Source organism: uncultured Campylobacter sp. (genome assembly GCF_938041645.1).
Lineage (GTDB): Bacteria > Campylobacterota > Campylobacteria > Campylobacterales > Campylobacteraceae > Campylobacter_B.
In genome coordinates this window covers 47,680-60,472 of sequence record NZ_CALIST010000011.1, presented here as the reverse complement: position 1 = coordinate 60,472, position 12,793 = coordinate 47,680, and the positions used below count along the sequence as shown (strand labels likewise).

Below are 12,793 nucleotides of genomic sequence, written 5' to 3'. Positions count from 1 at the left end.
AGGACGATGATCTGCTCGTGGTAAATAAGCCCGCGGGCCTTACCGTCCACCCCGCCGCAAGCGTCAAAGAGCCCACGCTCGTGGACTGGCTCAAATCTCGCGGCTATCTGCTCTCCACGCTCGGCGGCGAGCTTCGCGCGGGCATCGTGCACCGCCTGGATAAACTCACCAGCGGCGCCCTGCTCGTCGCCAAAAACAACGCCGCGCACGCCGCGCTCTCGGCACAGCTAAGCGATAAGAGCATGGGGCGGATATACCTCGCACTCATCGACCTGCCGCTGAAAGAGCCCTGCGTAATCGAGCGCCCGATCGCTCGCAACCCATCAAACCGTCTAAAAATGGGGATTGTGCCCGGCGGGCGCAGCGCAAAGAGCGCGTTTTATGAAATTCTAAGCGGCGCGGAACTAACGGAGCTTCAAAACTCCGCCGAGAGGTGCGATGAAATTTTAAATACGAGCGCGGGCGATAGTACAACTGCGAGCAAGAGCGCGGGCATGGATGAAATTTTAAACGACTACGCAGGCGCGGATAACGCGGATGAAATTTCAAATAATTACATGCGTAGCGCGGATAAAATTCCAAGCAGCCGCGCGGGCAACGCAGGTAAAATTCCAAACAATCTCGTAGATAGCGAGGATAAAATTTTAACCGCCGATATGAACGCAAATGAAACCAAAGCCGCCCGTCTCGCTGAAAATAAATTTTTAAATTTTAAAAATCCCGCTCAAAACCAAATTTTGCCGCCGATAAACCTAAAGAGCTTCAATCTCGTCGCGGCAAAGCTCTTCACGGGCCGCACGCATCAGATCCGCGTGCATTTAAGCTCGATAAATCGGCACATTTTGGGCGATCATTTATACGGATTTAAGAGCGAAAACGCTAAAATTAACAGGATTTTGCTCCATGCCTATTTGCTCTATTTCATCCATCCGCGAAGCGGCAAAGAGGTGAAAATATGCGCGGGCTTGCCGAGCGAATTTCTAAATTTTACGACAAATCAAAAGGTAAAGGATGAAATTTATGAAAAAATTTTACCGACTAACGTTGAGCGCTACTTTAGCGATATTAGCGGGTGGCTGCGCTATGTCTAGCGCGCCTAGCGCAAGCGACGAGAGCCTGCCGCGCGTAGAGGGGATCAGGACGATCACGAGCGACGATGAGATCGGGCTTGAGTGGCCTAGATACGACTCAAATACCGCCGTATTGGGCTTTATAGTTTATCGCGCGCCCGCAAGCGGCGGCGAAGCCAAAAAGATCGCCACCATCGCAGATCCATACTCCACCCACTACGTAGATACGAGGCTGCAGCCGGGCACTTCGTATAAATACACGGTGCGCACATACGGCGCCAAGGGCGTTTCGGCTCCTTCTCCGGTCGCTATCGCAAGCACTGCGAAAATGCTAGAGTCCGTGCCGTTTGCGCAGGCGATCTACGGACTTCCGGGCCGCGTTAAGATCATCTGGCGCCCGCATCCGGATCTTCGCGTAAGCTCCTATCTAATAGAGCGCCGTCCTAAGGGAGGCGAGTCGTGGAGCACGATTAAAGAGGTTCGCGGCAGACTTAGTGCTGAGTATATCGACAATATCGATTACGGCGAAGGATACGAATACCGCATCACCGTCAAAACCGAAAACGGAGAGCTGTCCAAGCCTAGTGCAGTCATTGCCGCAGCGCAGGCAGAATAAAGCTTGCCGAATTTCATAACCCGCAGCGTGAGCCTGCCGCGGCTGCCGATTAAGCTTGGCGAGACCGAATTTTTAGAAACGGCGCGCGGCAGAAATTTAACGCTCGTGCGAACTAAGAGCTTTGATAGCGAGTTTTTTATCACCCTGAAGCCCAGCGGCGACAAAGTGATAGTAAAAGGCGAAAAGATCACAAAGCCCGCCAAGATCGGTCATCTGCAACGAGCGCTCGAAATTTTTAAAGAGCGCTTCTGCGGGCGGATCATCTCGCAGGCGTTTGCCTACAAAGACAGCTCGCTTACCGAAAAAACGCCGCTGATTTTGGACGAGAATGAAATTTTATCCCTCGTAAAAAGCTCTAAATTTAATAAAATTTTCATCGAGATCGGCTTCGGCTCGGGCAGACACCTGCTTCATCAAGCGCGCTCAAATCAAGACGCGCTGCTAATCGGTATCGAAATTTACAAGCCAGCAATCGAGCAGGTCGCAAAGCTAGCGATCCGCGAGGGGCTGCAAAACATTGCGCTTATTGCCACCGACGCGCGGGTTTTGCTGAGCCTACTTCCCGCGGGCTGCCTGCAGCGCGTGTTTTTGCACTTCCCCGTGCCGTGGGACGACGCACCGCACCGCCGCGTCATAAGCGACGAGTTCGCCTCGCAGATCGCACGCACGCTCGAGCTCGGCGGTCGCTTCGAGCTTCGCACCGATAGTGAGGAGTACTTCCTCTACGCGATGCAAAAGCTCTCGCCCTACGTGCAGCGCAAAGCGGGCGAAATTTCGTACTTCAAAAACCGCGACGCCGCCGTAGCGAGCAAATACGAGGATAGATGGCGCAAAATGGATAAGGATATCTACGATCTGATCTATGAGAACAAAACCGCGGGCCAGGCTGAGCCGCAGCGGTTTGAGATGGAATTTTTAAAATTTGACGCGGCGAAGATAGCGCAGAATTTTAAAAATTTCACCTTCAAAGGCGAGGGTTTTTTCGTGCATTTTGAGGAAATTTTTTACTTTGACGCGCAAAAAAGCTTGGACGCGGACGGAGCTTGCGCGGAGCGCGGCGTAAATTTAAGCGGCGCGGGCGAAGCTATAAACGACGAGGTTATAAATTTAGACGCGACGCGCGACAAAAATTTGACCGAGCAAGTAAGCGTGGATGAAATTTCGTCAGACTGCGGCAAAATTTCAGCTACGGCGGCGGGCGATAAAATTTCAACTTGCGCGAATGCTACGCAAATTCTAAAAAAAGCGAGCGCCGCGCCAAATACAAACCGCGCGGATGAAGCGGGCGTAAAAGAGAGCGTAAATTTAAATCAAAATTGCTTGAGCTCAAACGACGTAAATTTAACGGGCGATGTTCCCATCGCAGTAAGCGCTAAATTTAGCCGCACTGCCCCTGGCGAAAATCGCGCTTTAGCCTGCGAGCAGATCGTAACAAAGCAAGGCACGCAGATAAACAGCGCCGCGGCCGCAAGCGATACACTAAACGCAAATGACCCGCTCGCAACAATCGACGCAAGCAACGCGCTAAATTCTAGCGGCACGGAGGGTGCGCTTGCAGCTATCGACGCGACAGGTGCAAGAACTACACCTGCAACGATCAGTGTAATAGATGCAAGCAATGTGCTGAATTTGGATGGCTCATTCGCGGCAACCCGTGCGATAGAAGAGAGCGCCACGCCGAATGCGACCCGCACAGACGAAGCAAACGTTACACAAATTCTAAAAAAAGCAAGCGCCGCATCTTGCAAAAATGAGCCGCAAGCCGAACTAAAAAACGAGCTAAACCACGCTGTCGAGCCGCAAGCAGAATTACAAAATAAGTCAAACTCTATCAAGTCGCAAGTCGGGTACCGAAGCGAGCCGAAGCGAGCCGAGCTACAAGCCAAACACCAAGGCAAATTAAATCGTGCCGAGCGGCAAGATAAACGACAAAGTGAACCAAGCTACACCGAGCCGCAACAGCAAAGCAAGCCGTGCACAGCAGAGCCGCAAGACGTGCTAATCCTGCTTTCGCTCGGGGCATTCGACTTTCCGCAGCAGTGTTTTATCCGCGCAAACGCAAGCGGTACGCGCTACTTCATCCGCCGCCCGCTTCCTACGCGCGAAAACCACGCGGCACATCAAAAAATTTCGGAGATATTTTCACAATGGCAGAGATAACGGACGATTACAACATCATCACCGCAGCGGGCCTCACGCTGGGCTACGAAAAGGCGGGCGCGGTCATCCAAGACGCGAGTTTCGGCATCGGCGCGAAGGACTTCGTCATCATCACGGGCAAGAGCGGCAGCGGCAAATCCACGCTGCTTAAGTCCTTCTACGGCGGCATCGACATCATCGGCGGCGAGCTGAACGTCTGCCTGTGCGATCTAAAAGGCATCACAAACTCCGATCTGCGCACCCTGCGCCAGCGCATCGGCATTATCTTTCAAAACTACCGCCTGATCAACGAATGGACGATCGAGCGCAATATAATGCTTCCGTTAATGATAATGGGCTACAATCAGCAGGTCTGCCAAGACCAAGCCAAAAAGCTACTGCGCCACGTCGAGCTCGGGCACAAGATGGGTAAGTATCCGCTCGAGCTTAGCGGCGGCGAGCAGCAGCGCGTGGCTTTAGCGCGTGCGATGGCGCATAATCCGCGCCTGCTGCTGTGCGACGAGCCAACGGGAAATTTGGACGACTACTCCAGCGCCATTATTTGGAATTTGCTGCGCTCGGCGTGCGAGTCGTGGAACGCCTGCGTCGTTATCGTGACGCATAAAATGCCCTCTACGCTTCGTTTTAGGCACCGACATTTTGAGATTAAGGACGCTAAAGTAAATGAAATCGATTAAAACCCATTTCGGCGTGATCTTTTCGCTCGTCGCGCTGCTTTTTTCGGTGCAGTTTGGAATTTTTATGAGCAATCTGACCAAAAGCTACGAGCGCTCGATCCAAAACGAATACAACATCGTGCTAGTCTCCAAAACCTCGCTCAGCCTGCAAGACGCGCAAAAAGCGGTACCGAAGATCAGCTCGATTAGCGAAATTTCCACAGCGGGCATAACCGAGCGGCTAAAGGGTAAAATTTCACAAAACGCCTTTGCCGAGCTTAGTAAAAATTTGCCTAAATTTTATAGCGTCAAGCTTGAAAGCTTCCCCGACGCCGCGCAGCTTGCCAAGATCGAGCAGGATCTAAAATCTATCGGCTCGCTTACGCGGGTTGAAATTTTTAAAAAGACCCACGATGAAATTTTTAAAATTTTACTGCTTATAAAAAGCCTCGTTTACGGCTTTGCGTTTCTAATCGTGCTTTTAGGCGTGATGTTAATTCACCGCCAGATGCGTATCTGGGTTTACGAACACAAAGAGCGCATCGAGATCATGGAGCTTTTCGGCGCGTCGTTTTTGATAAAAAGCGGCAAACTCTACCGAATGGCGATAATAGACTCCTTCATCGCCACGCTGATCGTGACCTGCTTTTACATTGCGCTTCCTTCTTGGGAGGTGTTTTCGACCACGCTTAAGGGTATCGGCGATCTACGCACCGCCATAGTGCTGCCTTACGATGCGCTGATTCTTTTGGGTGTCGCCTTAGCGCTATCTATCATCGCGGTAAGTTTTGTGATGCTGCAAATCGGAAATAAACGAGCATGAAAAGGGCTTTTTTAGCGCCGCTTCTTGTGCTAGGGCTCGCCGCGGCTCTTACTTATGCCGCGCCCGCAAAGGGACAAAGCACGAAAGATAAGATCGCCAAAGCGGGTCAAGAGCTAAAAAGCTCGCAAAAGGAGGGTATGCAGCTCTCGCAAAAGATCGATGAGATTGCAGGCCAAATCGTAAAGGAGCAGGAGGGCTTTAAAAAGCGCGAGGGCGAGATTAAGCAGCTAAGCGACGCGATAGAGGGCTTAAAAGATCAATACGCCGCCGAAGCGCAGGAGCTTGAAAAGCTTAATAGCCAAAACGTCACGCTTCTTAGCGTGCAAAACGATCTGGAGAGCAAGATCATAAGCGTGATCTCGCAAGAGCTATCGTTTGATCTAATCACCGACGTAAATTCCACCACTACGCCCGATTCTATCGTAGCTAGCGAAATTTTAGAGGGGCTCGGCGTCGTTATGAACGACGAGCTGAAGGGGTTAATCAAAGACTACGAAAATAATCAAAATTTTATCAACGAACAGAATAAAAAGATCAAATCGATCCAGGCGAGCATGGCGGGCTACGACAAGAAAAAAACCGATCTCAACGCCAAGCAAACCACCCAAAAAGAGAAGCTCGCGCAGATGAAAAAGGACAAAGAGGACTACATCGCGCGCCTAGAGAAGATAAACGACGAGCAAGACGCCATATCTAAGACCCTGCAGGAGCTTAAGATCATCGACGATGCCGAGGAGAAGGCCAAAGCGCAGAAGGAGGAAGCGACGCGCCAAGCAAAGCTTGAAGCGCAGAAGCAAAAGGAGCGCCAGGCACGCGAAAAAGAGTACGCCAAAGCAAAGGCGGCTGCCAAAAAGGCGGGCAAGCCCGAGCCTGCGCCGCCTAGCGAGCCCGAGCCCGAAGTGAGCGAGCCAGCGGATGAGCGCGTAAGTAAGATCAACCAAAAGGTCAAGCAGTACGGCTCGAGCTATCAGTCCTCGCGCGTTAAAAAATACAGCGGAGCCAAGACCACAGCGCCTTTAAACGGCGCGTATTTGAAGCGAAAATTCGGCAACTACAACGATCCCGTGTATAACATCAAACTTTTCAACGAAAATATCGTGCTGGGCTCAAACAGCGGCGACACGCAGGTTAAAGCGGTGCTACCGGGCAAAGTGGTCTTTGCTAAAGAAACCGCCGTGCTCGATAAGGTCGTGATCCTAGAGCACAGCGGCGGCATCCACACGATCTACGCGCATCTAAACCAGATCCCGCCTACCGTGCGCGTCGGCTCCAACGTCAAAAAGGGCTACATCATCGGGCGCATCGGCTCGGATCTGACCTTTGAAGTGACGCAGCAGAACTACCACATCAACCCGCTCGATCTCATCAGCCTGAGGTAAGCGTGAAAAATTCTAAATTTAGCAAATCTTGCGAGGATGCCGAAAGTCTAAATTTAAGCGAGCAAAGCTCGGACTGCGATTTAAATTTAGATGAGCAGAATTCTTTAAAAGAGCAAAATTGCGGCGCTTCAAATTTGAACAAAGAAAGCTCTGCGGAGACGTTAAATTTAAACGGGCAAAATTCCGCCTCGGCGCTAAATTTAGATAACTCAAATTCCGAAACGACGCCAAATTTAAACAATCAAAATTTTACCGCTACAAGCGCTGTCGCCGCATCAAATTTAGATAGCGAGAATTCCGCCATGGGCGCTGCCGCTGCATTAAATTTTAAAAATAAAAATTCCGCCGCAACGAGCGCCGAAGAGGCATCGAAGACGACGGCGGCCGCTGTGGAAACAGAAGCTGCAACGGCCTCAGAAACAGCGCAAAACGATATTGAGATTACAAGGGTAGCGGAGGAAATAATGACAACAGAAATGGCGGCAGCAAAAGAAGCAGAAGCGGTGAGACCGCAAATCCAAGAGCTTACCAATTTTCTTAGTGAATACACCGCCAAGATGCTTAGTATCGGCACTTACACCGCGCGCATCGAGCGCTGCGTGCGCAGGATAGCGGACGCTTACGACTATGAGGCTAGCCTGATGATCTTTGTGCGCCACTTCATCATCAGCGTGATGGATCCTGCGGACAACTCTATCCGCCGCACCTACGTCAAAACGGGCGCTGCGGCGCAGATCAGCTTCGATCTGATCTCGGAGCTAAGCGCGCTTAGCTGGGAAATTTACGATGAAAAAATCCCTTTTGCGCGCGCCAAAGCCGCATTTGCAGAAATTTTAGCCTCGCAGAAGAAAAGCTTTGCCAAAACTCTCGTTTTGCTCAGCGTCGCAAATGCCGCGTTCTGCGAGCTTTTCGGCGGCGACGGCGGTGCGATGGCGTTAGTTTTTGCGGCTACGGCTTTTGGAATTTGCGCCCGCTATCTACTTAGCAAGCTTAAAATCAACCTAAAAATCCAATACATCGCGGTTTCGTTCGCAGTCTCCTTCATCGTCTCGCTAGGCGCTCGCTACGGGCTTAGCGCCACGCCCGACATCGCCGTGGGATCGAGCATATTGTTTTTGATCCCGGGCGTCTGGCTTATCAACTCGGTATTTGACATCCTAAACGAAAATATGCTCGTAGGCATCAGCAGAGGGCTAAACACCGGGCTTTTGATCATCTGCATCGCGATCGGGCTCTTTCTGACGCTTAGCATCTCAAATTTGGGGCTTGTAAATGTTTGATATAGCACTTTTGGTATTTAAGGATGCTTGCTTTGCCGCTGCGGCGGGGCTCGGGTTTGCGTATGCGTGCATGCCGCCTAAAAAGACGCTAGCCTTCTCGGCGCTGCTTGCGGCGGTTGCGCATTCATGCAGGTTTTTGCTGATTCAAAGCCAAATTTTTTCGATCGCTGCCGCGACGCTTTTTGCGTCGTTTCTGATCGGCGTTTTAGGGATGCTCTGTGCCAAGCGCCTCAAGGTGCCCGCAGAGATCATCGCCTTCCCCGCGCTGCTTCCGATGATCCCCGGCATCTACGCCTACAAGGCGGTTTTGGCGCTGTTTTCTTATATCAGAGCCACGGGCGCAGAGCATAAACTCGCTCATCTTATCTCGTTTTTCGATAACGCCCTCGCCACGATCTCGATCTCGCTGGCGCTCGGCACGGGCGTTTCAATAACGCTGCTAATTTTCTACGAACAGTCCTTGATGATCACTCGCGGCGCAAGGAGCAAATAGCGCTAAATAAGAAATTTTAAGCAAGCGCGGCGGGTAAATTTTATAAATTCTATTTTATTGCTCTCGTTTTATCTCTTTGGTTTTTTCATCGTAATAATATCCTTGCTCCACACCTAGCAAATTATCTTTTATATCGCATTTATATGTATAATTTTCATCAAAAATACCTAGATAAAAAGCATACCGACTATATTTTCTACCTTCTAACTCAAAAAACGCTTTATACGGTTTTATATCTTTCTTTTTAAAGTTATATAAATTACAAAAGTTATCGTATTTTTTATCTATTAGGCTTACATACATATCAAAAAATAGCATGTCGGTTGGAATAGAAAAAATTTTATCATTAGGATATTTGTGGTCGTATATTTTAGGATTAATTTCATTTAAAAATATTTTTTCCGTAAATAACATATCAAATACATGTTTATCATTTTCTAATCCGCTAAAATATAATTTGTATTTTAAATTTCCATCCGACAAGATTAAACTATTATTATTTTCCCAGGGGTAAACAACTTCGCCTTTGAGCATGGACATATTTACAAAATCTTTGAAATTTGCTACGGCTTGTTTACCATTGCAAGCCCTGTCTCCCAAACCCATAAAATATTCTAAATTTATATTGTCATCTACAATGAAAAATTCGCAAGCTTTATCTGGACGATTATTTCCACCGCATCTTTCCGCCAACCCGCTATAAAAATTATAAAATTCATCGTCTACTTTACCGTATTGCTTCTTTATTTTTCTTTCCATATCACGGAATTCCTCCGCTGAAATATTTATAGATTTATAGGTCTTTTTAAGCATACACTTTAACGCTCTATCTTTAAGCTGTATATCTGTAAGATTGCCATCTAGATCGCATACCCACTCATACGGATCGGTTTTAATTTTTTCGGCTGAATTTGGGTATTTATACTCCGCGATAATCGAAAGTATCGCACTCAAAGCACATATTGTTATAATGCAGGCTAGGCCTAGATAATATCTCGTTTTCAAATTTCACTCCTAAAATTTTCCGCAATATACCTCACATAGACTTAATCCGCTATAATTTTAGAATGTCTCAAATATCGTTAAATCAGGGCTTTTCTTGATTCGCTTCGGCAAATTTCATCTCAATGCTTCGTAAGTATTGGGCTCTCTTGCGCCGCTCGTCGCACCTCTTGCCGCAAAGATAAAATTAGCTGAGCTTTTCTGACTTAAACGCCCTTCTTGCCGTCATATAAAAGCCGCTAAAGATAAAAAGCGCCATACAAAGCGAAACGAGCGACCATAAAATTTTACCCACGAGCCCAAAAAAATAGCCCGTGTGAAGCTGATAGTTCGCGTCTTTAAACTCGCCCACGGTGATACCGTCCGTTTGCTTCTGCTCCGCGACCTTGCCCTCCTTTAGCTTCACGCTCACGCCTTTTGGACGCGCAGTGGCAGGCGCATCAGGCTCGTAGTATCTGATGCTCATCTTATCTCCGGCTGCGAGCATTAGGGTAAATTCTTTATACTCTATGCCACTTGATCTGAATATCTCATAAGCCATCTGCGCGTCGCTAAATTTATACGTAGCGGGCTTTTTGCCCTCCTCTTTAGCAGGTGCGGCGGCGTGATCTTTAGAAGTGGCGGCTTTAGGTGCGCTAGCTTGCGGCAAATTTTGCGAGCTTACAAAAAGCTTCATCACAGCATCGTTATACCAGCCGTACGACCAGTTAAGCCCGGTTAGGCAGATAAGCAGATAAATCACCGCACTTAGCGAGCCTAGGCTCGTGTGTAGGTTATAAAAAAGAGCGTATTTTTTGAGTTTAAAATTTGGTCTTATAGCTTCGATAAATTTACGCCTAAGCCTTGGGAAATGCAGCCAGACGCCGCTTATTACGAGCAGTATCATCGCCACGGCGCTCGCGCCTACGATCTGTTTACCGACCTCAGCTGCGGTTTTGTTGCCGCTTAGCGCTAGGCCCAAATTTCGATGCAACGCCATCACCGTTAGCACAAAGCCCGTGCCGCGATCCTTGCCAATGATCTGCGCAGTGTATGGATCGACCAGATACGCATCATTTCTGTTTGCGTAAATGACGAAGGCTTCATCATCGCTTTTGGGCACGACGAGCCTTACGGGCTGCTTAGCGCCTGTTTGCTCGCTAAAGCTTTGCAGAATTTTCTCTACGCTTTGCATTTCGCCCGTTTTTTCGACCTTTTTAGAGTCCGCGTTTATTAGCGCCTCAAGCTCGTGCTGATACGACAAAATCGCGCCCGTAGTGCCAACGATAAGCAGCGGTATAGAAAAAACGATCGATAAAATAAGATGGACGTTAAACAAAATTTTATTGCGCTTCAAAAGCGAGCTCATTGTATATCCTTGCGAGATAAATTTAATCTTTATTTGATTGAGGTTCGCAATTATATTGTGCGATTTTAAATATTTAGATAATTATCATTAAGATTTAGGCTACGAAATTTTAAGGCGCTTTATGGCATCACAAGAGCGCTTAGGCACTTTGCGCAATGTCATAAACCGCGCGCTTTAGGATCTCAAAGCCAAAATTTAATCCGCCTTTCGCGCGGCGAGATCACGCTAGCGAGGTAAAATTCTAATCGCGTTTTATAAAAAGCGCAATCAAAATCTCGTAAATTTAGAAATTTTGCGCTAAAATTGCCAAAGACGCGAGCTTGCGTAATCCAAAAAACAAGGTCATTATTATGTCGCAAAGTATAACCGAGTTTGCTACGATAATCCTTTATGTTACGATAGGCTTTTGCCTTCTTGTTTCATTGCTTCAGACAAACAGATCGTATAAAACCGTGTATCGCGGGACATTATTTATCCCAACCGATCCGCTTTTAAAAATACAGATATTTATAATATGCCTAAGCTTCGGCGTAATCACTCTATCTAGCCCGCACGTAGCAAAACACAACGGTAATCCCATACCCTGCTTTTACACCCACGATAAAATTTGCTCGCAAGAGTACAAAGCGGCGGGCATAAATTTAAGATGCTTCGAAGAAGGCGATCCCAGATGCGTGGACGGATATCTGCAAATAAGCGGACCTAGGCTAATACTCGGCAAAATCATATCTGTCTGCGCCATAATTTTTTCTTTTATCGTGCTAATTCAAAAAGGAATCAGAATAGATAAAAGCGGCATCTGCAAAGAATGGGAGGTTCTGCCGTTTAGGCATACGGAAAAGATATACTTTGATGAGATGAACTACGCCACATGGTTTATAAGAGGCGTAAAAATAATCAGCATACGAGGCAAAATTAGCGGCGTTAAATTCGGGGCGGGATATTTGTATGCACAAAAGGATATAGATTTTTTGCAAAATTTTATATTAGAAAAGCTCGCTGAAATTTCAAAAGCTAAAGCAGCCGAGCAAAATGCTTGAGCTTAATTTAACGCTAAAAATATCTAAATTTAAGGCGGTGGCATGATATTTTTATATTTGATATTCGGCATAAATCTTTTACTGTTTGGGCTTGCTATTTTAAAAAGCATGGTTTTTAAAAGCAAAGCCTCTTATAAAACCGTGCAAAAGGGCGCCTGGCTCATACCTCCTAGCCACATAGCAAAAACTATGCTTATCGTGCTATTTTTATCCTGGGGTTCGTTGGTGGCGTTTGATGAGCCTTGGATAAAAACAACAAGAGGCGGAGGTAAAGTTGCATGCTTTGATACAAACGACCCTTTATGCGTAGGCGGGTATATACAAAGAGGCAGTGGCGAGACCGCGCTCGTGATCGCGATGGGTCTTGCAATGATGCTAATTGCCATACTGCCGTTATCTGAAAAGGGCGTCATCATAGACAGCCGCACCGTAAGGAAAGAGTGGAGATTTTTGTTGTTTAAATTTAGCACAAAGATCGATATAGAAAATGCCCTTACGGAGAAAGGGATGAGGGGTGAGATGCCGATTTTGATAGTAGAAGACGGGCAAAGCGGCAAAAATTTTACGCTCTCATTCCCATACACACAGCAAGATATAAAATTTATCGAAGCAGAGATAAGAAAGAGACGCTATAAGATGATGAAATCAAAAGAGGCAAAGACTCCCCTTAAATCCGTGCTCAAAAAAACTATAAGTTTAAAAGGCGCGAATGAGCGCGCAAACATAGAAATTCTAAAAAATGACAAAGAGGGCGCGGGCAATTAAATTTTAAATTTATCCACGCGCAAGTAGCAGCTATAAAAATTTACGCGTAGCGAAGCGGAGGCAACAAGTGCGCGAACAAGTGCGCGCAAGCCCAAAAAGACGAGCCCAATGCAAGCCAAAAAGATGAGCTAGGCGCTTAAAATTTAACTCGCGATCTTAAA

12 protein-coding genes are annotated in these 12,793 nt (G+C 47.6%); 10 read left to right on the top strand and 2 right to left on the bottom strand.

The annotated features are described in order from the left end of the window. The 8 genes from Q0600_RS01385 to Q0600_RS01350 all read left to right on the top strand — a co-directional run. Positions 1 to 1,091, top strand: a 1,091-nt coding sequence (locus tag Q0600_RS01385; protein WP_298756032.1) for an RluA family pseudouridine synthase, incomplete at its 5' end; no start/stop codon positions are given. Beyond that, positions 1,021 to 1,686, top strand: coding sequence for a fibronectin type III domain-containing protein (locus Q0600_RS01380; protein WP_298756030.1), 666 nt, complete (start codon positions 1,021 to 1,023; stop codon positions 1,684 to 1,686). The genes Q0600_RS01385 and Q0600_RS01380, both read left to right, overlap by 71 nt. A gap of 3 nt (positions 1,687 to 1,689) precedes the next feature. Continuing rightward, positions 1,690 to 3,846: a tRNA (guanosine(46)-N7)-methyltransferase TrmB gene (gene trmB, locus Q0600_RS01375; RefSeq protein WP_298756027.1), complete on the top strand. Its 2,157-nt coding sequence runs from the start codon at positions 1,690 to 1,692 to the stop codon at positions 3,844 to 3,846. Beyond that, positions 3,834 to 4,523: an ATP-binding cassette domain-containing protein gene (locus Q0600_RS01370; RefSeq protein WP_005872302.1), complete on the top strand. Its 690-nt coding sequence runs from the start codon at positions 3,834 to 3,836 to the stop codon at positions 4,521 to 4,523. The genes trmB and Q0600_RS01370 overlap by 13 nt, the downstream gene beginning before the upstream one ends. Beyond that, complete coding sequence (locus Q0600_RS01365; protein WP_297882232.1) at positions 4,510 to 5,325, top strand: hypothetical protein; 816 nt, start codon at positions 4,510 to 4,512, stop codon at positions 5,323 to 5,325. The genes Q0600_RS01370 and Q0600_RS01365 overlap by 14 nt, the downstream gene beginning before the upstream one ends. After that, a complete protein-coding gene (locus Q0600_RS01360) occupies positions 5,322 to 6,704 on the top strand; it encodes a peptidoglycan DD-metalloendopeptidase family protein (protein ID WP_298756023.1) in 1,383 nt (460 codons plus the stop codon). Before Q0600_RS01365 ends, Q0600_RS01360 begins: the two co-directional genes overlap by 4 nt. Positions 6,705 to 7,180: 476 nt before the next feature. Beyond that, positions 7,181 to 7,984, top strand: coding sequence for a threonine/serine exporter family protein (locus Q0600_RS01355; RefSeq protein ID WP_298061162.1), 804 nt, complete (start codon positions 7,181 to 7,183; stop codon positions 7,982 to 7,984). A 1-nt stretch (position 7,985) separates the two neighbouring features. After that, positions 7,986 to 8,477, top strand: coding sequence for a threonine/serine exporter family protein (locus tag Q0600_RS01350; RefSeq protein WP_298756034.1), 492 nt, complete (start codon positions 7,986 to 7,988; stop codon positions 8,475 to 8,477). Positions 8,478 to 8,531: 54 nt separating this feature from the next. Here the strand turns inward: Q0600_RS01350 and Q0600_RS01345 are convergent, their stop codons facing one another. Together Q0600_RS01345 and Q0600_RS01340 are read right to left on the bottom strand one after the other, a co-directional pair. Continuing rightward, positions 8,532 to 9,482 carry a hypothetical protein gene (locus Q0600_RS01345; protein ID WP_298756020.1) on the bottom strand — a complete coding sequence of 317 codons (951 nt, stop codon included), beginning with the start codon at positions 9,480 to 9,482 and terminating at the stop codon, positions 8,532 to 8,534. 184 nt (positions 9,483 to 9,666) lie between these two features. Further along, positions 9,667 to 10,827 carry a PepSY-associated TM helix domain-containing protein gene (locus Q0600_RS01340; RefSeq protein WP_298756012.1) on the bottom strand — a complete coding sequence of 387 codons (1,161 nt, stop codon included), beginning with the start codon at positions 10,825 to 10,827 and terminating at the stop codon, positions 9,667 to 9,669. A gap of 350 nt (positions 10,828 to 11,177) precedes the next feature. Here Q0600_RS01340 and Q0600_RS01335 point away from each other — a divergent pair, with 350 nt between their 5' ends. Both Q0600_RS01335 and Q0600_RS01330 read left to right on the top strand, forming a co-directional pair. Continuing rightward, positions 11,178 to 11,867, top strand: a complete 690-nt coding sequence (locus Q0600_RS01335; protein WP_298756009.1) for a hypothetical protein — start codon at positions 11,178 to 11,180, stop codon at positions 11,865 to 11,867. 42 nt (positions 11,868 to 11,909) lie between these two features. Continuing rightward, positions 11,910 to 12,632, top strand: a complete 723-nt coding sequence (locus Q0600_RS01330) for a hypothetical protein (protein WP_298756007.1) — start codon at positions 11,910 to 11,912, stop codon at positions 12,630 to 12,632. The last annotated feature ends 161 nt before the right edge of the window (positions 12,633 to 12,793 follow it).

Bases quoted from the DNA above. Each gene is read 5' to 3' on its own strand.
- Q0600_RS01335 (WP_298756009.1), top strand. From the start codon at position 11,178: ATGTCGCAAAGTATAACCGAGTTTGCTACGATAATCCTTTATGTTACG.
- Q0600_RS01365 (WP_297882232.1), top strand. From the start codon at position 4,510: ATGAAATCGATTAAAACCCATTTCGGCGTGATCTTTTCGCTCGTCGCG.
- Q0600_RS01330 (WP_298756007.1), top strand. From the start codon at position 11,910: ATGATATTTTTATATTTGATATTCGGCATAAATCTTTTACTGTTTGGG.
- Q0600_RS01355 (WP_298061162.1), top strand. From the start codon at position 7,181: ATGGCGGCAGCAAAAGAAGCAGAAGCGGTGAGACCGCAAATCCAAGAG.
- Q0600_RS01380 (WP_298756030.1), top strand. From the start codon at position 1,021: ATGAAAAAATTTTACCGACTAACGTTGAGCGCTACTTTAGCGATATTA.
- Q0600_RS01370 (WP_005872302.1), top strand. From the start codon at position 3,834: ATGGCAGAGATAACGGACGATTACAACATCATCACCGCAGCGGGCCTC.
- Q0600_RS01340 (WP_298756012.1), bottom strand. From the start codon at position 10,827: ATGAGCTCGCTTTTGAAGCGCAATAAAATTTTGTTTAACGTCCATCTT.
- Q0600_RS01360 (WP_298756023.1), top strand. From the start codon at position 5,322: ATGAAAAGGGCTTTTTTAGCGCCGCTTCTTGTGCTAGGGCTCGCCGCG.